This is a genomic window from Massilibacillus massiliensis (assembly GCF_900086705.1).
Classification (GTDB): domain Bacteria; phylum Bacillota; class Negativicutes; order FLKF01; family FLKF01; genus Massilibacillus; species Massilibacillus massiliensis.
Map to the genome: position 1 here is coordinate 1,859,265 of NZ_LT575483.1, position 24,465 is coordinate 1,883,729.

Annotated in this window: 25 protein-coding genes; 3 read left to right on the forward strand and 22 right to left on the reverse strand. The window is 40.3% G+C overall.

Features of this window, described 5'->3' with window-relative positions:
• Positions 1 to 6 precede the first annotated feature (6 nt).
• From hypB to BN6559_RS09005, 6 genes are all read right to left on the reverse strand, one after another.
• Positions 7 to 666 (reverse strand): hydrogenase nickel incorporation protein HypB, encoded by a 660-nt coding sequence (gene hypB / locus BN6559_RS08980; protein WP_110954402.1) that lies wholly within the window; start codon positions 664 to 666, stop codon positions 7 to 9.
• Entirely contained in the window at positions 666 to 1,007 is a 342-nt protein-coding gene (gene hypA, locus BN6559_RS08985) for a hydrogenase maturation nickel metallochaperone HypA (RefSeq protein ID WP_110954403.1), read from the reverse strand. The genes hypB and hypA overlap by 1 nt, the downstream gene beginning before the upstream one ends.
• Positions 1,008 to 1,051: 44 nt before the next feature.
• Positions 1,052 to 1,294, reverse strand: a complete 243-nt coding sequence (locus BN6559_RS08990) for a hypothetical protein (protein ID WP_110954404.1) — start codon at positions 1,292 to 1,294, stop codon at positions 1,052 to 1,054.
• A gap of 21 nt (positions 1,295 to 1,315) precedes the next feature.
• Positions 1,316 to 2,029 (reverse strand): Ni/Fe-hydrogenase, b-type cytochrome subunit, encoded by a 714-nt coding sequence (gene cybH, locus BN6559_RS08995; RefSeq protein WP_110956347.1) that lies wholly within the window; start codon positions 2,027 to 2,029, stop codon positions 1,316 to 1,318.
• A gap of 98 nt (positions 2,030 to 2,127) precedes the next feature.
• The gene (locus BN6559_RS09000; RefSeq protein WP_110954405.1) at positions 2,128 to 4,038 is read right to left on the reverse strand and encodes a nickel-dependent hydrogenase large subunit; all 1,911 of its coding nucleotides are present in this window, start codon (positions 4,036 to 4,038) and stop codon (positions 2,128 to 2,130) included.
• Positions 4,035 to 5,132 carry a hydrogenase small subunit gene (locus tag BN6559_RS09005; protein WP_110954406.1) on the reverse strand — a complete coding sequence of 366 codons (1,098 nt, stop codon included), beginning with the start codon at positions 5,130 to 5,132 and terminating at the stop codon, positions 4,035 to 4,037. The genes BN6559_RS09000 and BN6559_RS09005 overlap by 4 nt, the downstream gene beginning before the upstream one ends.
• Before the next feature lie 516 nt (positions 5,133 to 5,648).
• Between BN6559_RS09005 and BN6559_RS09010 the strand changes: the two genes are divergently transcribed.
• Both BN6559_RS09010 and BN6559_RS09015 read left to right on the forward strand, forming a co-directional pair.
• A complete protein-coding gene (locus tag BN6559_RS09010; RefSeq protein WP_110954407.1) occupies positions 5,649 to 5,981 on the forward strand; it encodes a metal-sensing transcriptional repressor in 333 nt (110 codons plus the stop codon).
• A 453-nt stretch (positions 5,982 to 6,434) separates the two neighbouring features.
• Positions 6,435 to 7,655 (forward strand): IS110 family RNA-guided transposase, encoded by a 1,221-nt coding sequence (locus tag BN6559_RS09015; protein ID WP_110953917.1) that lies wholly within the window; start codon positions 6,435 to 6,437, stop codon positions 7,653 to 7,655.
• Positions 7,656 to 7,995: 340 nt separating this feature from the next.
• On the opposite strand, the gene BN6559_RS09020 is transcribed toward BN6559_RS09015, so the two are convergent.
• The 6 genes from BN6559_RS09020 to nikA all read right to left on the reverse strand — a co-directional run bounded on the left by BN6559_RS09020 (position 7,996) and on the right by nikA (position 14,413).
• Positions 7,996 to 9,312: an MATE family efflux transporter gene (locus BN6559_RS09020; protein WP_110954408.1), complete on the reverse strand. Its 1,317-nt coding sequence runs from the start codon at positions 9,310 to 9,312 to the stop codon at positions 7,996 to 7,998.
• A 27-nt stretch (positions 9,313 to 9,339) separates the two neighbouring features.
• A complete protein-coding gene (locus BN6559_RS09025) occupies positions 9,340 to 10,137 on the reverse strand; it encodes an ABC transporter ATP-binding protein (RefSeq protein WP_199883880.1) in 798 nt (265 codons plus the stop codon).
• Positions 10,138 to 10,140: 3 nt separating this feature from the next.
• The gene (locus BN6559_RS09030; protein ID WP_110954410.1) at positions 10,141 to 10,965 is read right to left on the reverse strand and encodes an ABC transporter ATP-binding protein; all 825 of its coding nucleotides are present in this window, start codon (positions 10,963 to 10,965) and stop codon (positions 10,141 to 10,143) included.
• Positions 10,962 to 11,795, reverse strand: coding sequence for a nickel/cobalt ABC transporter permease (gene opp1C, locus BN6559_RS09035; RefSeq protein WP_110954411.1), 834 nt, complete (start codon positions 11,793 to 11,795; stop codon positions 10,962 to 10,964). Before opp1C ends, BN6559_RS09030 begins: the two co-directional genes overlap by 4 nt.
• Positions 11,792 to 12,727, reverse strand: a complete 936-nt coding sequence (gene opp1B / locus BN6559_RS09040) for a nickel/cobalt ABC transporter permease (RefSeq protein ID WP_110954412.1) — start codon at positions 12,725 to 12,727, stop codon at positions 11,792 to 11,794. Before opp1B ends, opp1C begins: the two co-directional genes overlap by 4 nt.
• Positions 12,728 to 12,826: 99 nt before the next feature.
• Positions 12,827 to 14,413, reverse strand: a complete 1,587-nt coding sequence (gene nikA, locus BN6559_RS09045) for a nickel ABC transporter substrate-binding protein (RefSeq protein ID WP_199883881.1) — start codon at positions 14,411 to 14,413, stop codon at positions 12,827 to 12,829.
• 347 nt (positions 14,414 to 14,760) lie between these two features.
• Here nikA and BN6559_RS09050 point away from each other — a divergent pair, with 347 nt between their 5' ends.
• A complete protein-coding gene (locus BN6559_RS09050) occupies positions 14,761 to 16,014 on the forward strand; it encodes an S-layer homology domain-containing protein (RefSeq protein ID WP_110954413.1) in 1,254 nt (417 codons plus the stop codon).
• Between the two features lie 154 nt (positions 16,015 to 16,168).
• Here the strand turns inward: BN6559_RS09050 and BN6559_RS09055 are convergent, their stop codons facing one another.
• From BN6559_RS09055 to BN6559_RS09100, 10 genes are all read right to left on the reverse strand, one after another.
• A complete protein-coding gene (locus tag BN6559_RS09055; protein ID WP_110954414.1) occupies positions 16,169 to 16,549 on the reverse strand; it encodes a type II toxin-antitoxin system RelE/ParE family toxin in 381 nt (126 codons plus the stop codon).
• A complete protein-coding gene (locus BN6559_RS09060; RefSeq protein ID WP_199883882.1) occupies positions 16,542 to 16,877 on the reverse strand; it encodes an AbrB/MazE/SpoVT family DNA-binding domain-containing protein in 336 nt (111 codons plus the stop codon). The genes BN6559_RS09055 and BN6559_RS09060 overlap by 8 nt, the downstream gene beginning before the upstream one ends.
• Positions 16,878 to 17,005: 128 nt before the next feature.
• Positions 17,006 to 18,208 (reverse strand): MFS transporter, encoded by a 1,203-nt coding sequence (locus BN6559_RS09065; protein ID WP_110954416.1) that lies wholly within the window; start codon positions 18,206 to 18,208, stop codon positions 17,006 to 17,008.
• A 115-nt stretch (positions 18,209 to 18,323) separates the two neighbouring features.
• Positions 18,324 to 18,782: a MarR family transcriptional regulator gene (locus tag BN6559_RS09070; RefSeq protein WP_110954417.1), complete on the reverse strand. Its 459-nt coding sequence runs from the start codon at positions 18,780 to 18,782 to the stop codon at positions 18,324 to 18,326.
• Between the two features lie 193 nt (positions 18,783 to 18,975).
• The gene (cybH, locus tag BN6559_RS09075) at positions 18,976 to 19,686 is read right to left on the reverse strand and encodes a Ni/Fe-hydrogenase, b-type cytochrome subunit (protein WP_110954418.1); all 711 of its coding nucleotides are present in this window, start codon (positions 19,684 to 19,686) and stop codon (positions 18,976 to 18,978) included.
• A gap of 50 nt (positions 19,687 to 19,736) precedes the next feature.
• A complete protein-coding gene (locus BN6559_RS09080) occupies positions 19,737 to 21,641 on the reverse strand; it encodes a nickel-dependent hydrogenase large subunit (protein ID WP_110954419.1) in 1,905 nt (634 codons plus the stop codon).
• Positions 21,641 to 22,738 (reverse strand): hydrogenase small subunit, encoded by a 1,098-nt coding sequence (locus BN6559_RS09085; RefSeq protein WP_110956349.1) that lies wholly within the window; start codon positions 22,736 to 22,738, stop codon positions 21,641 to 21,643. The genes BN6559_RS09080 and BN6559_RS09085 overlap by 1 nt, the downstream gene beginning before the upstream one ends.
• Positions 22,739 to 22,901: 163 nt before the next feature.
• Positions 22,902 to 23,405 carry a TraR/DksA C4-type zinc finger protein gene (locus BN6559_RS09090; RefSeq protein ID WP_199883883.1) on the reverse strand — a complete coding sequence of 168 codons (504 nt, stop codon included), beginning with the start codon at positions 23,403 to 23,405 and terminating at the stop codon, positions 22,902 to 22,904.
• 243 nt (positions 23,406 to 23,648) lie between these two features.
• A complete protein-coding gene (locus BN6559_RS09095; protein ID WP_234407823.1) occupies positions 23,649 to 23,918 on the reverse strand; it encodes a hypothetical protein in 270 nt (89 codons plus the stop codon).
• 12 nt (positions 23,919 to 23,930) lie between these two features.
• Positions 23,931 to 24,431 (reverse strand): hypothetical protein, encoded by a 501-nt coding sequence (locus BN6559_RS09100; protein ID WP_110954422.1) that lies wholly within the window; start codon positions 24,429 to 24,431, stop codon positions 23,931 to 23,933.
• Positions 24,432 to 24,465 lie beyond the last annotated feature (34 nt).

The window sequence follows — 24,465 nt, forward strand, 5'->3', positions numbered from 1 at the left end:
ATGAATTCACCGTCCTTTTTTTTCTGCAACTTTGTCTCTAAGCCAATCGAACCAAACATCAAGTCCATCATCTTTCATACAAGATACCTCTGCTACAGAAATTCCCGGATGAATACTCGTAATATCTTTTTTCGCTGCGCCCATATCAAAATTTGTATATGGTAATAAATCGACTTTATTTAAAACAGCAATCGATGATTCTTTAAAAATCAGAGGATATTTTAAAGGTTTATCATCGCCTTCTGTAATACTCAATACAACTGCTTTGGCATCTTCCCCGACGTTAAACTCTGCCGGACAAACAAGATTGCCAACATTCTCGACAACCAATAAATCCAAATGCTCCATTTCTAAATCTTTTAATGCTTTCTTCACCATGACTGCATCTAAATGGCATCCGCCACTTGTATTAATTTGAATCACAGGCACATCATATTTTGCAATGCGATCCGCATCCTTTGAGGTAAACAAATCGCCTTCAATCACAGCCATATGGAGTTCATCTTTAAGTGCTGCCATTGTTTTCTCTAGTAAAGATGTCTTTCCAGAGCCCGGCGACCCCATCAAATTGAGAACGAAAATTCTCTTTTCAGTAAAAAACACTTGATTTTCTGCCGCCACCTGATCATTTTTTCCTAAAATATCTTCCATCACCTGAATTTCCATCAGTCCACCTCCAAATACTCCACCTGCAGTTCCCTGCCAGACAAAATTTCCAACTGCCCTGACGAACAAATTGGACATAAAAAATTATAACGCTCTATCCGTGTTTCCTTCCCACATGCGCCGCAGCGTCCCACGAGAGGAATTTTATTAAGCTTTAGTTCTGCTGTTTCTGCAATCGTCCCTTTCGTCAATGCCGCAAAACAAAATTGCAGCGCATCGGTTTCTACACCCGACATTTCACCTAAACGAAGGCAGATGCACTGAATTTTTTTTGCTTGATTCCGTGCCGCATAATCCAGTGCAATATCCAAGATACCTTCTGCAATTGCCATTTCATGCATATAAAAACCTCCACAGCCGGGCTTAAAAAGCCCGGCTGTTTGTTTTAAATAACGGCTTCTAGCCCGTGTTTTGTAAATACTTCTGTAATTTCCGATAATCTTGTCTTTGCCGGATTATAATCAATGGTTGTTTGTCCATCATGTGCATGAATATGGACATGATAAACACCAGGTAATCCTAGCAATGTTCTCTCAACAGGCTCTACATTATCTGTTTGATACCCTTTTACAAAGAATTGAATTCTTGTATTGCTGCCTTGTGCTGCGCAGCCACATTCTGTACACATCATAGTTCCCCCAGTTTCTTTTTATGATTTTGTGGTCTTCTTGTCTAAAATCTCGCCAACATCCAAAGGTTCATGTTCCAAAATTTTTACACCTGAAAACATACTGGAAACCTCGCCTTCACCTTCCATGAAATCCGCTCTGACTGCCATGTAAACATGACCGATCACAAACAACATAATCAGCCAAGCGATATAATGATGAATTAAATGAATCATAAATTCACTGCCAAACAGACTGATGGTCCAGCCAAAAAGCCCTGCCCAAGCACTATTTGGATTCACCATAAGATACATAGCGTAACCCGTAAGGATTTCTACGAACACCATGCTGTAAAGCCCTACATAAGACATACGAGCAAGTGGATTCCGCAAGTATGGTTTATGCGACGGCTGAAGAAGTGAATAATGCATGGATACGTCAATCACTGCACGCCAAAAATCAAGTCGCCAAAAGCGTGGAAACAAACGATCTCCTTTATTGATGATAAAACCGTAGATCCGCAATATAAACGAAGCAACGAAGATAAATGCTGCAAGAAAATGTATATTGCGAATCAGATCAAGCGATAAAAGAAGGTTGCCAAACGTCGGCTCCATGCCGACACCACCGGACACAGGTTTAGTAACTAAGAGTCCCGTCACGAATAAGATCATGATACAAACGACCATAATCCAATGAAAGATTCGCAAAAATGGACTAAAAAGATAATATATTTTACGAGGTTCGTCTCTCACTATCATCAATCAATCCCTGCTACTGTCCTTCCCGTAGCTTTTCCTTTCATTATATTTTACATACATTTGTATTTTACCCCTCATTCTCATGCGAAATCTTACTCTTGGTTACCTCTCGCATAAGGATCCGTTGTCACGATCTTTATCTTTTTCCCCTCTGCATTATATAAATGCGTTGCACAAGCCATGCAAGGGTCAAATGAACGTACCACCTTTAAAATTTCCAATGGTTTGTCCGGCACTTTTACTTTTGTATCCATCATCGCTTTTTCATACGCACCATGACCGCTTTTGTCATCACGTGGACATGCATTCCAAGTCGTTGGAACAATGGCCTGATAGTTTGCAATCTTTTCATCCTTGATCACAACCCAATGACTTAACGCACCGCGTGGTGCTTCATAAAGACCAACGCCTTTACATTCTTTCGGCCAAGTTTTTGGTTCCCATTTCGAACTGTCTGCCACTTTTGTGTCGCCGGCTTTAATATTTTTAATTAATTTATCGTAGTAGTATTTTGCAATATGAGAATGTACCTGCGCTTCTAATGCGCGAGCCGCGGTACGGCCTACCATGGTTGGCAGCCATACTTCCGGTGCTAAATTGAGCACTTTAGATACAGCCTCGATCTGATCTACGATCATTTTTTCGACCCAAGTCGGCTCTGTAATCAAACCTTTTTTTACTTTTGTATAAATGATGATATATCTTGATACAGGCCCAACTTCGGCCATTTTACCACGCCATTTTGGCGTCTTAAGCCAAGAGTATTTTCCATCTTCATCAAGGTATTTCCATTCTGTCTTCGTACCTTCTTTAGGACCGGTATACTTTGGTTTCGTCACACCATCCCAAGGATGAAGATCTTTGCCTTCTGCATTTGGATAGGTGTACCAGGAATGTTCTACGCCTTCATTTAAAACCTCTGGATCAGAGAGATCCTCTGGCTTAAAGTCATAGAATTTCGCAGCCTCCAAACCTTTGCCGAAATCTTCAACTACACCATTGCAGCGGAACAATAAATTTTTATGGAAATCACCATTGGTCGTTCCATTATAAGTTTCGTCCGGATAATCACCGAATCCGATGACTCTTTCCTTTGCTAAACCGCCGCCATCAACGTAGCCTTTTTCTACATACATTTTTCCGATCGCTAAAACATCCGGTAAATAGAAAGATTCTACTAAATTGATCGCTGTATGAATAGAACGGTCTACAACCGCCAAACGTTCTGTATTGACTGGCGCATTCATATCATCCATCGAAATTGAGCAAGGCATCCCACCTACCACATAATGCGGATGCGGATTTTTCCCGCCAAAGACAACATGAGAAATAATAATTTCGCGTTGCTTATCTAACATATCTAAATAATGTGCAATTGCCATAAGATGTACTTCAGGCGGCAATAATTGAAAATCTGGGTGATCCCACCATTGCGCAGAAAAAATCCCCAGCTGTCCGCTTTCAACAATATCTTTCACTTTTTTCTGAATTTTTTGATAATATCCGGCTGTTGCTTTTGGGACTTCTCTCGGATAGGCCTCTGTATCTAACGTTTCCGGCACCTCAACTTGCAGTTGGTACGTTGACAAAATCGTACTTTGCAAGGCTGCAGTTTTTGCCGGATCTGCTTTTAATGCCTCAACCGGACTCACCCAATCAAGCGCATGCAAATGATAAAAGTGAATCAAATGATCCTGTACGGATTGCGTCGCAGCCATGATATTACGCATGTAATTCGCATTCTTAGGAATCTGAATCCCTAAAGCATCTTCTACTGCCCGTAAACAGCCAAGTGCATGTGCAGTCGTACACACACCACAAATTCTCTGAATAAAAGCCCAGCCATCACGTGGATCTCTGCCATTCATAATAAGTTCTAATCCACGCCAAGCAGTACCACTTGACAATGCATCTTCTACTTTACCTGTTGCTTCGTCTACTTTAACCTCAACCCTCAAATGCCCCTCAATACGCGTAATCGGATCTACTACAACTCGTTTCATTCTTCCACCTTCTTCCCTTCAGCTTCTTCCTTGGCAGCATCACGTTTCTTCTTCTGTACAACTGACATTGCACCATGTGCAACCACACCGGCTGCAGTTAACCCAGCCGCAATTGTACCGATTCTATCAATATCGCCAAGTAAAGGCCCATACTCCGGCAAACGTTTGTAGAAAGGATCTTCGTCCCAGAAATTATCGTTGCTGCAACCGATACAGCCATGCCCGGATTGGATTGGATAGGAAAGACCATTCCACCATCTTAAGTTACCGCATGAATTATACGTGACCGGGCCGCGGCAACCCAGATTATATAAACACCAGCCGGCTTTCGCACCAGCATCGTCAAATTTTTCTGCAAACATTCCCATATCAAAAAATGGGCGACGATAACAAGTATCGTGGATACGATTTCCATAAAATTGTTTTGGACGCCCCTCACCATCAAGCGGTGGTAATTTATCAAATAAAGCATAGTGCATGATTACACCTGTCATAACCTCTGGAATTGGCGGGCAGCCCGGAACTTTTACGATAGGTTTGTTACGAATAATATCACTAATTGAAACGGAACCTGTAGGGTTTGGTTTTGCAGCTTGGATTCCGCCACCAGTCGCGCATGTTCCATATTCAATAATAGCCGCAGCATTCTTCGCTGCTTCTTTTAATACAGATACAAACGTCTTGCCGCCAGTCATACAATAGATGCCATCCTCTGCAAGAGAAGCTGCACCTTCAACTGCCAAAATATATTTACCGGCATATTGCTGCATTGTTTGGTGTAAATGTTCCTCAAAAGGTTCACCTGCACCAGCGCCTAATGTATGGCTATACTCTAGGGCAATTGAATTTAGAACTACATCCGAAGCGAGCGGTGTTCCCGAACGAATGAAAGATTCGTCGCAACCAGTACACTCATGCCCATTTAACCAAATAACCACAGGCAAAGGCTTTCTCTCCGCTGCTGCGATTACTTTTGGCAGCATATCTGTGCTCAATCCCATAATACTGGTAAGTGCCACGCATGATTTAACAAAGGTACGACGATTGATGTTTTTTCTGAGATATACATCCCACATAGATTCTAGCTTAGCCACTATATCCCTCCTCATTTCATTTGATTACAAAAAAAGACCAAAATCTTCTCTTCGCATCGCCTGCCTCTCAGCTGCTTATGACAAACGCATTTTTATATAACAAATAACCCCTTTATCGCTTAAAGAAGTTATTCATTTTCACTTCAATGGCGAAAACAATTTTTGCTCAATCACTATCTTACAATCTTTTGACAATTCCATCGAATGTTATCTAAAATATCCAACTATATGTAGAATCTTTTACATAATAAATATTCTATTTTATTTATTTTCTTTCATTATACCTCTTAATAATAGAAAAATCTACATTTATAGACGAATTATCCATCATAAATTTTTCTTATACTCAGTAAAAAAAATTCCTCTTAATATACCAAATTTTATCGTACAAAATTAAACATTTTAATTTTGTACGATAAATCTATGCTATAATAGAGACAAATTTTCAATCGTATCATCAATTTTTATCGTGTAAATTTGATAATTTTTAATTTTTTTTTGCCGGAAGGTGTCTATATGAATAATGAAAAACATCAGCATATCGCGGAAGATGGAACAATCATCACACATACCCACAGCCATACACATTCCCATACGCAAACAAAAGCCGTTTTAAACCGCATGTCTAGATTAATCGGACATATGGAGTCCATCAAAAAAATGGTGGAAAACGGGCGCGATTGCAGTGAGGTGTTAGTCCAGCTTTCAGCAGTCAGTTCCGCCCTGCAAGGCGTCAGCCGTGTCATCTTGAAAGACCATATTGAGCATTGTATCGTCGATGCGGTAAAAGAAAACGATACGCAAGCACTGGAAAATCTCAATAAAGCAATTGATCGTTTCATGAAATAAATAATAAAAATAAAAGCTCTGTTGTTGATCGCAGTCTTCATAAAACTGCGATCAACAACAGAGCTTTTATTTTATGGGTGAAACATAAATAAAATTCTATATTTTTACTCGATCATTTTATTTATCATCTAAAACTATATAAAAAAGGGTCTGCCGCACCAAAGTTTTATTTTTAGAAATCTTACTGTCTCACTAAACGCATAGATGTCCTTTTGTCATTGCCACAAAATAAGATGCAACGCGAGCTGTAGCATCACCATGAACGAAAACAATGATGTATAATTAAAGTATGGCATAAGGTCGATTCTTTTTGAGTCAAGAACTCGACCACAAAATTGATATGATTTCCTGCTTGCACCACATATTGTCCAGCCCCTTCGGGCGAAAGGACGTGTAGTAAAGTAATAACTTACAGGAAGTCACGCCATATTTTATCTACAAGGGGATGGTATTGTGGACATAACTTATGAGCGTTGTTGTGGGATTGATGTACACAAAAAGATGATAGTTGCCTGTCTAATCTGTGGTGGAAAGCAGCAACTTCGTCAGTTTGGTACAACGACAAAAGAACTGAGAGATTTATCAGCTTGGTTAGTTGACGCCGGTTGTCAAATGATTGCCATGGAAAGTACCGCTTCCTACTGGAAACCATTGTACAATATCTTTGAGCTTTCCGATCTCAATGCCATGGTAGTAAATGCCCAGCACATGAAAGCTTTGCCTGGTCGTAAGACCGACGTCAAAGATGCAGAATGGATTGCCGATCTGCTCCGACATGGGTTACTAAAAGCAAGCTATATTCCAGACCGTGAACAACGGGAACTACGGGAAATCTCTCGCTATCGCAAGAGCTTGATTGATGAGCGAAGCCGAGAGCTGAACCGATTGCAGAAAATGCTCGAAGGAGCCAATGTGAAACTATCCAGTGTAGTAAGTGCCATCAATGGCAAGAGTTCCAGGCGACTTCTGGAAAGCATTGTCCAAGATAAAAAGCTTGATGAAGACGAGATTTTAAGGCTGCTTCATCCTAGTATGCACGCTAAACTCAATGAAATCATGGCTTGTGTTGATGGAATTATTTCGCCCTTGCAACGCAGATTGCTTCGTAATGTCTTGGATCATATTGACGATATGACAAAACGTATCGAAGATATGGACAAACTAATCAAAGACTACTTGAACAAATATGAAGAAGCCATCGCAGCCATAGATGAAATACCGGGTGTTGGGAGAATCAGTGCAGAAACAATCTTAGCGGAAATCGGATTAAATATGAATCGGTTTCCAACCGAAAGACATATTAGTTCTTGGGCTGGTGTGGCGCCAGGTAACCATGAGAGTGCAGGGAAACGAAAGAGTGGAAAAACTACGCATGGAAATACAACATTAAAAGCTATGTTAGTACAATGTGCCAAGGCTGCGCAAAAGACGAAGGGAAGCTTTTTTTCAGCTCAATATCAACGGATTGCAGCGCGAAGAGGAAAAAGCAGAGCCGCCGTAGCTGTGGCTCATTCCATACTAATCGCTATTTACTACATACTAAAAGCAAAAGTTCCTTATCGAGAGTTAGGTTCAGAATATTACAACCAATTTAACCGCGAGAAGAAAATACAATCCTATTTGAAGAAATTAGCGGCTTTGGGTTGGGAGCGCCCCACCACAGCTACAACCTGATTGTCTATATACGATATTTTTTGTCCTGAATTATAGGGCTTGTCTTTGTGCGTCCTTTTTCTAGGATATAGAAGAGTTTTTCATAGTAAAGGACCAAAAAGTCTAGGCTTCAAACCTCCAAAATACTTGAAAAAAGATCGACTTACTAAAATCCTCAACTCGCTTTCGCTCAGACAAACGGATTTCTTCACGTAAGTCGATCTTTTTTCATCCTTCGGAACGTATTTTTCCGGAAAAGCCAGGTACGAAAAAATAGCGACGCCCCATTTTCATAATATGGACAATTTTTGCTCGCGATCCAATCATTACACAAAAATTTTTGTAGCCCCATTTCTCACTTTTACAAATTGACGCCTACTTTTTTACGCAAAATATAAGGAATCAAAAATAAAGACCTGCCTGCCGTAAATAATAAAAAAGAAACCCATAGGCCATGGTTGCCGTAAGCAGGAATCAAAAATGCTTGAGCCACCAAATATACGAGCAAGGAGAGAACTGTTGAATTTCGAATCGCTATCGTATCGGTAATTCCTGTAAAAACACCATAAAAAATCAGTCCAATACTCGCACAAATCGGAAAAAGCAACATCCATTGTGCATAAAGCTCACATAAAGCAATAACCTCTTGAAAATGTGTAAACAGTTGAATGAATCCAACTTTTCCATACCAATAAACTGCCGTCAAACCGGCTGCGGCATAAAAGCTCCATTGCCATGACAGGGATACAATCTTCCGATACATGCGCTGATCTTTACTGCCATACGCTTTTCCGGCCCAGACGCTAGAAGCATTTGCAAAACCGTCGAAGAAATAAGCAATGATATATTGTATCTGAAAAAGAACTGCATTCGCCGCTAAGACTTCTTCCCCAAAGGACGCACCTGCCCGCGTAAATAAATTCGTCATCGTCAGCAAACAAATGGTGCGTATCATTAAGTCTCCATTCACACTAACAATTCGTTTCAATGCTTCTTTTTCAATCAGACAGGACCAAGTCAGCGATTTCCAAGGAAACTTGGCATAACGATACACAAATACGCCAGCCATAATAACCGAAACGATTTGTGCAATCAACGTCGCCGCCGCTACGCCGGCAACACCCCAATAAAAAACTTGAACAAACAAAATGCATAAGCCAATGTTCAATAGATTAATTGCGACTTGTAGAAATAAGACTGCTCTTAATTTGACCATTCCCATCAGCCAGCCAAGCAATACATAATAGCTCAGCATACACGGCGCACCCCAAATTAAAATCCGAAAATAAATGCCAACCTGCACAGCCACAACTTCCGAAGGCTGAATCAAATACAATGCGCCGGCAAGAATCGGTTCACTAAAAATCAAGAAAATACTGCCGACTGATAGACCAATGACCATCGGCCTAATCAAGGCAAACATAGACATTTCATCATCCTTAGCCCCCAGAGCTTGTGCAGCAAACCCAGATGTACTGACACGCAAAAAACCAAATAACCAATATAGTGTACTAAAAATTACTGCACCGACAGCTACCCCACCGATGTAGGAAACGTCGGATAAACGTCCAACAACCGCCGTATCTACCGCTCCCATTAAAGGCGTAGTAATTGTGGATATAATAAATGGAAATACCAGAGCTAAATAGGCTCGCTGCGTTAAGTTTTCTGTTTTCATGCAAAGATACCCTTTCCCTTACTAAAATTACCCTGCAGCATCGTTTAAGACGTCAGAAAAATCCATGACCGAATGCAAAAGTTTACGCGAATAAGCATTTTGAATGTTTCCTAATTCCATCATATGCGGCACTTCTTCAACGATTTTTCCCTCCGCAAAGAAAAGTGCACGATCACAAAAATACGCAACAGCCGCCAAATCATGACTGATGAATACATACGATAAATTATACTCTTCTTTTAACGAAAGCAAAAGATCCATGACCTGCACTTGCACAGATACATCCAGTGAACTCACGGGTTCATCCAATAAAATAAACGCTGGGTTCATAGAAATAGCTCGGGCAATACACACCCTTTGCAGCTGCCCTCCACTAAGTTCATGCGGATATCTCATGATATGATCACCGCATAATCCGACCTTTTCCAATAGAGATACAACGCGTTCCTTTGCTTCTGCCTTACTGCTGTTTTCCATTGGTTCAGCAATGATATCTTTCACCCGAAAACGAGGATTTACTGAAGAAGTATAATCTTGAAATACTGCACTAATCTTACTCCGCCAATTCGATGATTTTTTTGCCAGCCCTGATTGATAAATATCCGCTTCCTCAAATAAGATCCGTCCGGCACTTGGCGGTTCAATACCCAGCATCATTTTTCCTAAAGTGCTTTTTCCACTACCGCTTTCGCCAATAATCCCCAAGCATTCACCGCGCGCCAGTTGCAGCGATACGCCATTGATAATGGTCTTTTGCTTTGACGAAAACAAGCTGTTCTTTTGCTGAAACGATTTATAAACTTGATCAACTGTAAGCAGCATCATATCTCACCCCTTTTTCTCTTCTCCCCGAACCGCCAAACGATATTTTTCCATCAACGCCATTCTTGTCCGAATCAAATATCGCGTATATTCTTTCTCTGCCTGGCAAAATATTTTTTTCTTACTGCCTTCTTCCACCACATTGCCTTTATCCATAACTAAAATATGATCAGAAATTCGACTGATGACACCCAGATCATGAGAAATAAAAATCATTGCCGTTTTAAGTGTCTCGCGAATACGCGCAAACTCCTCCATAACCTCAAATTGCGTGATCGAATCCAAAGCAGTAGTCGGTTCATCCGCGATAATTAGATCCGGTTCCAGCGCAAGTGCAATTGCAATCATAACACGCTGCAGCATCCCCCCACTCAATTGATGCGGATATTTCTCCAATAATTCCTCCGGATGTTTCAGCTGCATTCTCGCCAAAACATCCAGTGCCAATTCTATCGCTTGCTTTTTCTGCATACTTTTATGACTTAAGAAAGTCTCCGTCATTTGCATACCAATTCTCGCTGTCGGATCAAATGCCGTCATTGGATTTTGCAAAACCATACAGCAAGATTTCCCCCGGATAGACTGCATTTCAAGTTTACTGATCTGCATCAGATCCTGTCCTTTGAAAATGGCTTGACCGGTGATTGTGAAATTTGCATCTAGTAAACCTAGAATAGCACGGCATAACATCGTTTTTCCACTGCCGCTTTCACCCAAAATTCCTAAACAAGCGTTTTCTTCAAGTGCAAAAGAAACGCGATTCACCAAAACTCTCTGTTCGTCTTTCTTTAATTTTACCGTTAAATCTTGTACCTTCAATATCGTTTTCATCTATACTCTTCCTTTACATCCGTTGCGTCTCTTAACCCATCCCCTAACAAATTAAACGCTGCCACCAACGTCAAAATTGCCAAGCCAGGCACTAGCATTTGTTCCGGATGAATGGTCATAACCTTCTGTGCCTCATTTAACATTGCACCCCATTCAGCAGTAGGTGCCTGTACGCCTAAACCTAAAAAAGATAATGCCGATAAATTCAGAATAACCCAGCCTGTATCCAAACTCGCTAAAATCACAAGCTCCGGTAAAGCATTTGGCAGCAAATGCTTAAATAAAATAAATCGCTGACTTCTGCCGGTCGTTTGAGAAAATAAAATGTATTCTTTCGCGCTGTATTTTCGAATGATACTCCGAATCATCCGCGTATACCAAGCCCATTTTACAATCACATTTGCCAAAATCACATTACCGATTCCCACACCTAACATACCGACAAGTGCCAAAATCATAACTTGGCTTGGGAAAGATAACATCACATCACAAATGCGCATTAGCAGTTCATCCACCCAGCCACGAAAATAACCGGCAAGCATGCCGAAAAATACCCCGACTGTAATGGTCGCACTCATCGTGAATAAAGCCAAATAAAGCGTCGTTCTGATCCCATAAAGAAGCCGTGAATAAATACAGCGCCCTAACTGATCTGCCCCCAAGGGATATTGCAGAGAAAAGCTCTCATATTTATGCAAGACATCCACCTGATTTGGATCGTGCAGTGCCAGCCATGGTGCAAAAGCGCCCGCCAACAAAGTAAGCACAATAATCACTAAACTTCCCATTGCCAGATAATCGCGCTGAAGACGTTTCAACAAATCTCTCATGATTGTTCCTCCCGTAACCGCGGATTTAAAACATGCTGGACAATATCGACGATCAAATTACAAAATACAAATAAAATCGCCATCAGCAAAATATATCCTTGAATTACCGGATAATCCCGATTAAAAATCGCAGAAATACAGAGGCGTCCAATACCCGGCCAGGCAAAAATATTTTCAATAATCACCGTTCCCGCCATAAGCTGCGGAATACTCATCCCAAAAGCTGTAACGCTGGTATAAAGTGAATTTTTCAACACATGTCTTAATAAAATCCGTTTCTCGCTTAACCCCCGTACTCGTCCATAAAGCACATAATTCTCTTTCATATTCTCTAAAACATTACTGCGAATCAGCCGAACGTACGTAGAAATATACGTAAGGGAAAGTGCTGTCGCCGGCAATATCAAATGGCGGAGTTCCCCGCTCCCGCTCGTCGGTAAAAGATTCAGTTTAATAGAAAAAAACCAGCTGAGTAATAGAGCAACCCAGTATCCCGGCATAGCGGTTCCAATAAACACCAAAACACGAAGCAGCCGATCCGCATAACTATGGGCAAAAACAGCGCTCAATATGCCAATTGGCAAACTGACAAAAATAATAATCAGTATCGTAGCAAACGTTAATTGTAGTGTCGCTGGCAGGCAGCGTTTGATCTCATCAAACACATACCGATCATTGATATAAGATTTTCCCAAATCTAACGTCAATGCTTTTCCCAACCAGTCTACATATCGTGCAAAAAACGGCTTATTTAAGCCCAATTGTTCACGCATCGAAGCAATACTCTCCGGTGTAGGCACAACCTCATTTACCCTCAAGGCAACTTCCGCTGGATCTGCCGGCACCATCGCGATAATTGCAAACGAAAAAAAAGAAATCACAAAAAGAAGCGGAATCACCGCTAAACATCGTTTTATCAGGTAATTTCGCAAAATTATCCCCTTCCTAACCACGATTACACTTGAGGGAAAGTCGTTTCCAGGCAGCAGAAACAACTTTCCCTCTACAAAAATTATGGTTCGTTCTATTTATTATTTTTCAAAATACATTTTTTCAAATGGAATTTCAAATTGTGACATATTGAACGTCACACCTTTTAAATTCTTCTTGAAGACCGCACGATTTCTTTCATAGGTCAGAGGAATATAAACGGCTTCATCATGCAAGGTTGTTAAGATATAGGTATACAGCTCCTGCCGTTTCGTTTCGTCCACAGAAATCAGTACATCATGGATTGCTTGATCCAAGGCTTTCTTATCTTTCAGGCCTTGCTGTGCATAGTAATCACCATACACCGGCAACTTCATACCTGCAATAGAAGATTGCGGATCATACGGTGTTCCCCATGAAATGTTGAAGATGATATCAAAGCTGCCGGATTTTTGTCTGTCACGATATGCTTGCTCTTCTTCTCCATTAATTTCTAAATGCACACCGATTTTTGCAAATTCACTTTGAATATACTCAGATATCGTTTTTTCCAAAACGCTGTTGCTGTTATAATGCATCCGCACTAAAAGCTCCTGTCCGTCTTTTTCACGATATTTTTTACCCTCAGCCTGTTTCCACCCGGCCTCATCCAATAACTCTGCACTGCGTTTTAAATCATAGCTAAACACTTTCAAATCAAGATTCGCATACGGCACTGTTTTCGCAAGCAGCGTATCTGCTACACTTTCACTGCCATTAAAAATATTCGTTGAAATGCCCTCTTTATTAACACCGTGTTCCAATGCCTGACGTACGCGTAAGTCCTTTAGCGCCCCGCTTGTTGTATTCATTAATAACATCCGCGTCGAAGAAGGATCCGACATCGAAGTTGTAAATTTATCTTCTTTACTTAATTGCATAAATGAATCTGCATCGATCATATTCTTACCGAAAATCAAATCAATTTCACCGTTTTTCAGCGCTAAAACACGTGTCTGATTATCTGGAATCACCTTCATCGTCACTTTCTCAAGCTTTGGCTTTTCACCCCAATATTTTGGATTGACAGTAAATACTGCATATTCATCCGTTTTGTGGTCACCAAGTACCCAAGGACCGGTTCCTACATAAGATGTTACACCATTCTTGGTTTGTCCATCTTTCATAGATTTCGGTGAAATGAAACGAAACGGTCTTGTTACTGCCAGTTCAGTCAACATAGGATAATACGGGTCGCTTAAAACAAACTTCAGCGTATAATCGTCAACCACTTCTACTTTATCAATCACGCGAATCATTTCCAGCCATGTATGACGCTCTTTATTATCCATAATTGCATCAATATTCAATTTCGCTGCTTTCGCATCAAACTTTTCTCCGTCTGAGAATTCCACGTCTTTACGCAAATGGAACGTATACACTTTTCCATCCGGCGAAATATCCCATTTTTCCGCCAGCCAAGGTTTAATACCGTCATCGGTAATCGCAACCAAAGATTCAAAAATCATATTCTGCGCCCAAATTTCCCCACCATATAAATGAGGATTCAAATCCCGAATATCGCGAAAATTAGCAAAAACTAATTCCTTTTTCTCAACATTTTCCTTACTTTCCGATCCGCAGCCGCCTAAAACGCCCACTAAAAAGACCATCACCAGTAAACCAACTGTTTTCCATGTTTTCTTCATTCTTTTTCCTCCGCATAATTCGTTACTTTTTCTTGCATGGATCATACGTTTGTGAAAATTCCGCGTAATAAATACGCATTCTTTGCTTGACATACAGGTAAACTCATCTTATGATATTGATAATCACTATCTTTAGCATTGAGCAAATATTATCAAATTCTTGCATGCCTGTCAATAGATAGAATGAATTTAACTGAAAATAATTCTCAATTAAATTTAGATAACAACGCAAGAAGCTCGATAAGAAATTATTTATATTACACTAAATATTGAATCTAAAATTCAAATTTTCTGAATTTTTTTGTGCTTTATTTACTATAAAAACATTGCTTAAGAGGAGATTTTACATGAAAAAACTTACGATTCCGGCTCTATCCCTGCTTGTGGGCCTTTATGCAACAAGCACAACTTTTGCAGCCCAAAACCCATTTTCTGATGTGCCATCCGATCATTGGTCAATACATACACTGACGAGTCTAGCCCATGAAGGCGTCATTGAAGGCTATGGTGACGGCACGTTCCGTGGTGACGCTAAACTTACACGCTACGAAATGGCAACGATCATTGCCAAAGCAATGGCAAAATCCAATCTGAGTACAAACGCAAGAACGCAGCTTGATCAATTATCTGCCGAATATGCCGATGAACTCCATAATCTCGGGGTCCGAGTCACAGAACTCGAGGAAAAAAGCGACAATTTAAAAATAAACGGTCTGCTTCGCTTAGATACAAGCAAAGATGAAGTAAAAAACACAACAAAGTCCAAAGCTCGTCTTCGTTTAGAACCAACTGCATTCGTCAATGAAGACTGGCAGATGAAAGCCAGAATTGACTATGATACAAATTTAAAAACAGGTGTAGGTGGAACCGGTACGCTAAAAATGGCTTACGCAAACGGCAACTTATTGGGCGGAAAAGTCTCTTTAGGTAAAGTGGACTATGCGGATTTTGAGAATATGAATGCTGCCTATGGGCTTGTTTTTGATAACTACCTGTCTGGGGCAAAAGCAGTGTTTGGCGATAAAGTTAAAGTAACGCTTGCCGGCGGACGCATGGACTCCGAAAATACAGCTTTTGGATATGGATTTAGCAATTATCCAAATAGCTCAATTGATTATGCCGGAATTCAAATTACCGGTAACGCATCAGATAAACTTCTGCTTGGCGCAGCCTACCATTCACTGCGCGATGAAGCCTTATATAAAAATCAGTCCATTATTGAAGTTGCTGCCGATTATAAACTCTCAAACACCTTGAAATTCGGCGGCGCTTATGCAAAATCAAATCTTGATGCAAGTCAATTTAATCTTAAAAGCGACAACGAAGACCAAGCTTACAATATACAGTTGGATTATAAAGGCATCAAACGCAGTGCTCCCGGCAGTTTTGGCATCTGGGCAGCATATCGTCAGCTCGGTAATCTTGCCGTATCTGCACCTACCTATGTAGCCAGTTCCAACGGCGAAAAAGGCTACGAAATCGGCACAAAATACATGCTCGATAAAAATATTATGGGACAACTCACCTATTTCAACGGTGAAAATATCAGCTCCGAACGTGATGTAGAACGAATCTTCGGTCGTTTAGAATTTAGATTTTAATCAATCCCTTAATTTATGAAACATACTTTTAAAAACCAAACAGAAAAAAAGTATCACAATAAAACTGCGATACTCCTCAGCGTATAGACAAATAACATATTCATATCTATAACTTAAGAACTTAAGAAATTACGAAATCCGTTCCACTTATAAACTAGTACGAAGATAGGTTGCCGACCCGCCGCCTATCTGTCCATAGTTTGTCTACAAGACTAAAGAGTATCGCAAGCAAACTGCGATACTCCATTTTTATTTTAAAGCGTTTCTTTAGTTCTTCATAAAAATTCTCTCTTGTACCAATTTGCATAACCACCACAATGATTTCCTGCGCATCAATTTGATAGGCTATCCGATATGCAATACCATTTATCTTTACATGATATGAATAAATTGTTGCTAGATCACCTTTCAATAGATCACCAATGAACGGATTTTGTGCAATCTTATCAAGAACGACTAGCAGCTTAGCTCGCACAGGTTTATCAAACTTTTTAAGTTCCCGTACGGCAGAATTAAGTACAACCAATTCATACATTTTCATTCTCCGTTTTAAGGTCGCAAAGAGAGCTATATTCTTTTTTACTATACGCCTGCTTTGCTTCAGCAACTAAACTATCCAAGGCCTCGTTCAACTGTATCTGATATTCTTTTACCGTCTGCTTCGTTACGCATTTTCCATCTTTGGCCAAATCAGCACGAATAAGATCTTGCATTTCATCAGCCACAGTACGAGGTTTAAGAATAATTGTCTCTCCATCAATTATAATTTTAAGCTTACTGCCTGCCTTAAGTTTAAATTTATCCCGAACTTCTTTTGGCAACACGAACTGCCCCTTGCTGCTGATAACTACATCGTATTCCATAATTACCTCCTGTAAGAAGTAAGATTTCTTACTTGTATTTTACTAGATCAATCAGCTGAATTCAAGTTTAAGTAAAGAAAAAATCTGTCACACGATCATCTAAGATCTCTAATGTGACAGATTTTCTTTTATCCTACAGTTTTTAATTTTGCTTCATGTTTATGCTCGGCAGGCTTCGGTAAAATGAATGAACAGATTGCCGCCAATAGAGCAAAGACAGCCAAAAGTTCCATCGTTGCCGTCAGTCCATACTGATCAGCAAACATTCCCATCAAAGGAATAAACATGCCACCTACACTAAAGGAAAGCCCTAGCGTTACACCGGATGCGAAACCTACACTCCGTGCTAAATAACTCTGCCCCAAGACAACGACCGAACTAAACGGCGAAAACACAGCAAACCCTATTGGTATCATTAAAATATAACCGATAATCGCACTCGTTGTTTGTGACAACAACGCTACCATCGGCACCAAAAGAACATAGCTCATCTGCACTACTTTTAAATAGCCAATTTTATCTGCCAGCAATCCGCCAAGCATTGTCGTAACAATACCAAACATAAATAATAACGTCAATGCTGAACTTGCTGCTGCTGCAGAAAGGCCTGCAGCGTCTACTAAATATAACGGAATAAAACTTCTTAATCCGCAAATAACAAGTGAACTAAATATAATGAGTAAAGTTAATCTCGCAAAAGAACGCCAATCATTTTGAAGATTTTCGCTTTGCGTATTTTCTTTCTTAACCTCATTTTTTACGTCCGTTGAAGCGCCTTCAATCTCTGCCTGCATTTTTGGCAACACGATCAATAAAAGAACTGACATAATAAAAGATACGATGCTAAACACAATCGTTCCCTTCATGCCAAAAGCTGTGACAGCTGCCACGGTAATCATCGGGCCAAACGCAAAGCCACTATTCCCACCTACAGAAAAAATACTTAAAGCAGTTCCTCTCTTGGTTCCGGAAATTTTATGAATCATGCGCGCTGCCTCCGGATGAAAAATAGCACTGCCAATTCCACTCACCGTCACCACAGCAAAAATAGCCCAATAATTTTCAAACAGTCCAACAAGCCCCATTGCAACCCCAGATAATAAAATTCCAAATGGCATCAACCAAGTTTTAGAGGATCGATCTGCCAGCCAACCAAAAGTAGGCTGCACAACCGAAGATAAAAAACAAGATGCAAACATCAATCCCGTTACAGCTTTGTAGTCCATTCCATAATACAATATAAAAAATGGCAGAATTGCAGGCAATGCACCCATTCCTATATCATTAAAGAAATGACCTGCAGCCACTATATATACATATTTTCGATTCATTTTTCTTTCCCCCTAGTATACCTCTCCCCTGCTATGCGCGCACGACTTCCCGCCCAACTACGCTGTACCCTACCGGACGAAAATTCGTGTATCCTACGGCTTTAAACTTTGCCGACTAATCATCAAACGTCTCATTTTCTTCTATATCATACATTTGATTTATTTCATCAAGAAACCGTAAAATAATCGATTGTTCAGCTTCACTATACGCAGATAAAAGCGATAATTTCTCCTGCATCGCTTGATTATGACATTTTTTATGTGCCACATATATTTCTTTTCCCTGCTCTGTTAAGTAAAAATAAACTTCTTTATTATTTTCAGGCTTTTGATAGCTCACAATAAACTTCTTACACAATAATTTCTTGCAGATTTTGCTGATTGCCCCCCTTGTCATCCGCATCTCAGCAGCCACTTTGGTTACATTTGCATCCTCAATTGAACCAATTTTATCAATGCAATGTGCCTCCGCCAAATAAATGCCTGCGAAAATTTTATCCCGATGCTGTTCTAACAAATCTGACCGCTCTTGTATACGCGTCAATGATTTTACAATTTGTATCGCTGTTTTCAACGAACCTCCCCCTTTGTTTCCAAGGAAACAATACAAGTGTAACATTATTTTATTTCCTTGTAAACAAAATTAAAAATACCATCTTACCAAAATCCGCAAATTTTCTTCAAACAAGCAGATTTCTTATCAGTAAGTTGGTATTTTTCATCCTTTGAAACGTATTTTCCCCAAAAGTCGCAGCTATGAACCTAGGTTATTTTGTATTTTTTTCATCTACTATATCACGAAGATCCAGAGGTTTATGTTTGAATATTTTTACACCGGAGAACATACTCGAAACTTCACCTTCACGTTCCATAAAATCCTCCCGAACAACCATATAAATATGTGGAATCGTAACAAACACAATAAGCCAAGCTACATAATGGTGAATCAAATGAAGCATAAATTCACTATCCCAAATACGGATGATCCAGCTAAAGAGCCCTGCACCAAAAGCATTTGGATCCACCGTAACCCGCATTGCAAATCCCGTAACAATTTGAATCAGCATCATACTATAAATTGCAACATATGATATACGTGCCAATGGATTACGTAAGTACGGTTTATGTGACGGACGAAGAAACATATAATGCAGTAATACATCCTTTGAACCACGCCAAAAAGCTTCTTCCCAAAACCTAGGAAATAAACGATCCCCTTTATACATTACAAAACCATAAATACGCAAAATAAATGCCGCAACAAAAATGAATGCCGCAAAAGAATGCATATAACGGACAAAGTGCAGTGATAACAGAATCGATCCAAAAATCGGTTCCATACTAACACCACCAGACAAAGGCTTTGTAATCCATAATCCTGTTACAAACAAGACGATGGTACAAAAAACCATGATCCAATGAAAAATTCGCAAAAATGGACTGAATAAATAATAAATGAACCGAGGTTCCTTTTTCACACCGTGCTCTCCTTCCTGCGAACCCCTTTTATCATCTTATGCTTAGAGGTTCACTCGATCAATTCATACGGATCTGTTGTCACAACTTTGATTTTCTTCCCCTCAACGTTATACAAATGCGTTGCACAAGCCATACATGGATCAAAGGACCGAACCACCTTTAGAATCTCTAACGGTTTGTCCAGAATCTTGACCTTTGTATCGATCATCGCCTTTTCATATGGGCCATGATTCCCTTTCGCATCGCGGGGACAAGCATTCCAAGTCGACGGAACAACCGCTTGATAATTGGCAATTCTTCCATTTTTAATGACAACCCAATGACTTAAAGAACCTCTCGCTGCTTCATAAAGCCCTACGCCCTTGCATTCCTCCGGCCAAGTTTTAGGCTCCCATTTTGTACTATCCGCAACTTTTGTATCGCCTGCTTTAATGCTTTTAATTAATTTGTCATAAAAATACTGACTCATATGTGTATGCATCTGCGCATCCAAGCCGCGGGCAATCGTACGACCAAGCATTGTTGGCATCCATACATTTGGTTCCAACTGTAATACACTTGATACCAATTCAACTTGATCCACCATTAATTTTTCCGCCCAAGTTGGATCTTTCAATACACCTTTTTTCATCTTGGTATACATAACGATATAACGCGCTAATGGCCCAACTTCCGTCATCTTCCCTCGCCATTTTGGCGTCTTGACCCAAGAATACTTTCCTTCTTCATTTAATGTAATCCAATTCGTTTTGGTACCTTCTTTTGGCTCTGTATACTTTGCTTGCGTCACACCATTCCAAGGATGAAGATCTTTTCCCTCCGCACCCGGGTATTCATACCACGAGTGCTCTACACCTTCATTTAAAACTTCTGGATCTGATAAATCTTTGGCATTAAATTCATAAAATTGTGCAGCATTAACACCCTGACTAAAGTTTTCCACGACACCATCACAACGAACCAGTAACTGTTTTTGAAAGCCACCCTTACTCGTGTTTGTATAGGTTTGATCAGGATAGGCGCCAAAACCCATAACTCTTTCCTTTGCCATACCTCCGCCATCTAATCGTCCCCGCTTGGCATAGATCTGCCCAATTGCCAAAAGATCGGGCAAGTAAAAAAATTCAACCGCATTTACTCCCGTATGAATCGCTCGGCTGACAACCTCCAACCGTTCGGTATTAACAGGCGCATTCATATCTTCCATAGAGATTGAACACGGCATTCCTCCCACCACATAATGCGGATGTGGATTCTTACCCCCAAAAATCACCTGTGGAATAACAATTTCTCTTTGTTTATCAAGCATTTCTAAATAATGCGTTAACGCGATGAGATGCAATTCTGGCGGCAGTAATTGATAATCAGGATGATCCCACCATTGAGCTGCAAAGATCCCCAACTGTCCGCTCTCAATGACATCCTTGATTTTCTTCTGCATCATTTGAAAATAAGCCGTTGTAGCCTTTGGAAATTCTTTTGGATAAGCCTCTGTATGCCAATCCTCTGCTCCTTTAAAATCCATCTTGTAGGTTGACAGCACTGTATTTTGCAGTTTTGCCGCTTCTATCGGATCCGCCTTGGCTGCCTCGAGCGGGCTAATCCAATCCAAGGCGTGCAAATGATAAAAATGCACGAGATGATCCTGCGTCGATTGTGCACCAGCCATAATATTTCTTATATAATTCGCATTGTTTGGGATTTCAATCTCTAAGGCATCTTCCACTGCACGTAAAGCCGCGAGTGCATGTACCGTCGTGCAAACACCACACATTCTTTGCGCATATGCCCAAGCATCACGGGGATCTCTGTCCTTTAACACGACTTCAATCCCACGCCAAGCCGTACCGCTTGACAAGGCATCTTCTACTTTCCCCGTTCCCTCATCTACTTTAATTTCCAACCTCAAATGCCCTTCAATACGTGTAACCGGGTCTACGACAATTCTCTTCATCATTCTTCCTTCTTCTCGTCAGTTGTTTCTTCATTTGTTTGACGCTTTTTCTTTTGCCACGCAGATAATGCCCCATGCACAACAACACCGGCCGTGGCAATTCCGGCTGCAGCCTTGCCTATTTCATCGACATCAACAAGTTTTGGGCCATACGCCGGCAGTCGTTCGTAAAGAGGATCCTCATCCCAAAAATGATCATTACTGCAGCCAATACAGCCGTGTCCCGATTGAATAGGATAGGAAAGGCCATTCCACCACCGCAGATTGCCACAGCAGTTATATGTTTCCGGACCACGACAGCCTAATTTGTACAAACACCAGCCCGCTCTAGCGCCGATATCATCAAACTTCTCGGCAAACATCCCTGCATCAAAAAATGCACGACGATAACAGGTGTCATGAATGCGATTACCATAGAATTGCTTTGGCTGTCCCGCACTGTCAAGTGGGGGCAATTTTCCAAACAACGTATAGTGCATGATAACGCCTGTCAGGACTTCCGGAATAGGCGGGCAGCCGGAGAGCTTAACAATCGGCTTATGATTGCCGACCGCGGATCTTACACTGACCGATCCTGTAGGATTTGGTTTTGCCGCTTGAATGCCGCCACTGGTTGCACATGATCCAAACTCCAGAATAAATGCAGCTTGTCTTGCGACTTCTTCTACTGCCGATAAAAATGGTTTACCTGCAACCATGCAAAAGATTCCATTTTCAGCAATTGGTACTGCACCTTCCACGATCAAAATATACTTACCTGCATATTGCTGCATAATCGTATGTAGATGTTCTTCAAAAGGTTCACCACAACTCGCACTCAAAGTATCACTATATTCCAAGGCAATCGAATTCAGAAGTACATCGGTGGCAAGAGGCGTCCCAGATCGGAGAAAAGATGTATCACAGCCGGTACATTCATGACCATGCAGCCAAAGAACCACAGGCAAGGGATTTGTTTCCGCCGCTAAAACGACCTTTGGTATCATATCGGTACTAAACCCCATGATACTGGTAAGTGCCACGCACGCTTTAAGAAAGCTGCGGCGACTGATATTTTTCCTAAGGCAGACTTCCCACATCGTTTCTAATTTATCCATGTCATCACTCCTCGCTGCATTTGATTCTGTATCCATGAATGTAACTTTTGATTGCTTTTTATAAACGTATTTTATACCGCAATCGCCCACTTTATACTCCAAAGCAAAAACAACCATCCCCTTTGCAGGATTGGTTGTTTTTCATTCAATTAAAATTTTTCCGTCATGCATTGTCTCCCTCTAAAGAAACATCATCACCATCGAAAACTATATCGTCACCATTTTCAAAAAAAGATTTTTGAAATAACGGCGCTAAAATCTCCTCTTCCATTGGGCGCGTAGTCAATCTCATTTCATCTTCTTTTTCTTGGCACGGTAGACACAAGGCCGCTGATGGAACAGCCTCTAATCTTTCTCTATCAATTGCTTCGCCGCAATGACTGCAAATCCCATACGATCCATCTTCAATCTTTTTTAAAGCAACTTCAAGTTTTTCTAATAAAACATTGGCATGATCGCGCAGGGCGATGTCCTTGCTGCGTTCAAAAAGTTGATCACTCACATCCGCAGGATGATTGTCATACATCGAAAGCTCCGTTGACGTCTCAGCCATCGTTTCCTCCAATCCGTTTTCCTCGATATGCGAAATCGTCTGTAAAATCTGCTCTTTTTCATCAATTAATCTTTTTTCATATGAATTTAATTGCTCTTTTGAAATATCAGACATTTTATGCGCTCCTTTTTTGCTGGTATTCATATCATTTCCGAGATTCAAAATAATACAACGCTTTATAAACGCCAAATTTTTCCGAAACTTTGTTTTTTTAGCATTTGCTAAATTTAAACTACATTTTTGATTCCCATAAACTAAGCATAAAAATGCGTCTACAAATTTAATATTTTGCAGACGCATTCTCTTAGCTTTTATTTTTCATTCTCTATATAGGAAACATCGCTCATAAACTTACTTCTACATCTTAAAAATGACAATATAACTCATCATGCCAATACTGCTAAAAAGCCAGGCCGCCACTACGAACCCTTGCCACTTTTGCGGGACTCCAAAATTACAAGTATCCCCTAAAAAACCACGTCGCGTAAAAAGATTGGACTTTTGCCTTTTTTTAAACCATTTTGCTTTTCTTTCTTCACCAATCAATTTCGCAGTAATATAAATGATACACATAGCATTGATAAAGGAACATATAATCTTCATTGCTTGTTCAGCTTCCGACATCATGGCACCCGCTTTCTAATGACATTCTCTCAGATCCAAATATTTTTCCGGCATTTGCTTCTGCAGCTGTAGCATAAAGGTATCACTCACTTTAAATAAAAGTGCCTGTTTCTTGCCATTTTTTTTAAATAACAGAATCCGTGTCATCTTCCCATCGCCAGAACAATAACGATGGTTATACGTGTCAATTCCCGTACGGCGAAAAAATTTTTTAATATACTGATCGGAGTAACTTTCCACTTCATCAAAAGATACAATAAAATGTTTAGAAAAACCTAAAAATTTACTATGAATCATCAATTCATGCTTCGTTAAAGCATAGGTATACGAAACAGCATACCGCCAAATAAGCAATCCAGAGAAAAACAGGATATATGCAATGCCGCCAAAATTTAAATGACCACTTAAAATTGCCTTTATCTCGACGAAAAACCATATAACCAAGGCTATAATCGCCAGCCACATCCAACATAGTTTTTCTTTACTGTAAATTGTTGTTTCTCTATACTGCTCCATTATTTCACCACCATTATGCATTGATAATCCAGCC

Coding starts and splice junctions, on each gene's coding strand:
- hypB (WP_110954402.1), bottom strand. CDS start 666: ATGGAAATTCAGGTGATGGAAGATATTTTAGGAAAAAATGATCAGGTG.
- hypA (WP_110954403.1), bottom strand. CDS start 1,007: ATGCATGAAATGGCAATTGCAGAAGGTATCTTGGATATTGCACTGGAT.
- BN6559_RS08990 (WP_110954404.1), bottom strand. CDS start 1,294: ATGTGTACAGAATGTGGCTGCGCAGCACAAGGCAGCAATACAAGAATT.
- BN6559_RS09000 (WP_110954405.1), bottom strand. CDS start 4,038: ATGAAACGAGTTGTAGTAGATCCGATTACGCGTATTGAGGGGCATTTG.
- BN6559_RS09010 (WP_110954407.1), top strand. CDS start 5,649: ATGAATAATGAAAAACATCAGCATATCGCGGAAGATGGAACAATCATC.
- BN6559_RS09020 (WP_110954408.1), bottom strand. CDS start 9,312: ATGAAAACAGAAAACTTAACGCAGCGAGCCTATTTAGCTCTGGTATTT.
- BN6559_RS09025 (WP_199883880.1), bottom strand. CDS start 10,137: ATGATGCTGCTTACAGTTGATCAAGTTTATAAATCGTTTCAGCAAAAG.
- BN6559_RS09030 (WP_110954410.1), bottom strand. CDS start 10,965: ATGAAAACGATATTGAAGGTACAAGATTTAACGGTAAAATTAAAGAAA.
- opp1C (WP_110954411.1), bottom strand. CDS start 11,795: ATGAGAGATTTGTTGAAACGTCTTCAGCGCGATTATCTGGCAATGGGA.
- nikA (WP_199883881.1), bottom strand. CDS start 14,413: ATGAAGAAAACATGGAAAACAGTTGGTTTACTGGTGATGGTCTTTTTA.
- BN6559_RS09050 (WP_110954413.1), top strand. CDS start 14,761: ATGAAAAAACTTACGATTCCGGCTCTATCCCTGCTTGTGGGCCTTTAT.
- BN6559_RS09055 (WP_110954414.1), bottom strand. CDS start 16,549: ATGTATGAATTGGTTGTACTTAATTCTGCCGTACGGGAACTTAAAAAG.
- BN6559_RS09060 (WP_199883882.1), bottom strand. CDS start 16,877: ATGGAATACGATGTAGTTATCAGCAGCAAGGGGCAGTTCGTGTTGCCA.
- BN6559_RS09065 (WP_110954416.1), bottom strand. CDS start 18,208: ATGAATCGAAAATATGTATATATAGTGGCTGCAGGTCATTTCTTTAAT.
- BN6559_RS09080 (WP_110954419.1), bottom strand. CDS start 21,641: ATGAAGAGAATTGTCGTAGACCCGGTTACACGTATTGAAGGGCATTTG.
- BN6559_RS09085 (WP_110956349.1), bottom strand. CDS start 22,738: ATGGATAAATTAGAAACGATGTGGGAAGTCTGCCTTAGGAAAAATATC.
- BN6559_RS09090 (WP_199883883.1), bottom strand. CDS start 23,405: ATGTCTGATATTTCAAAAGAGCAATTAAATTCATATGAAAAAAGATTA.
- BN6559_RS09095 (WP_234407823.1), bottom strand. CDS start 23,918: ATGATGTCGGAAGCTGAACAAGCAATGAAGATTATATGTTCCTTTATC.
- BN6559_RS09100 (WP_110954422.1), bottom strand. CDS start 24,431: ATGGAGCAGTATAGAGAAACAACAATTTACAGTAAAGAAAAACTATGT.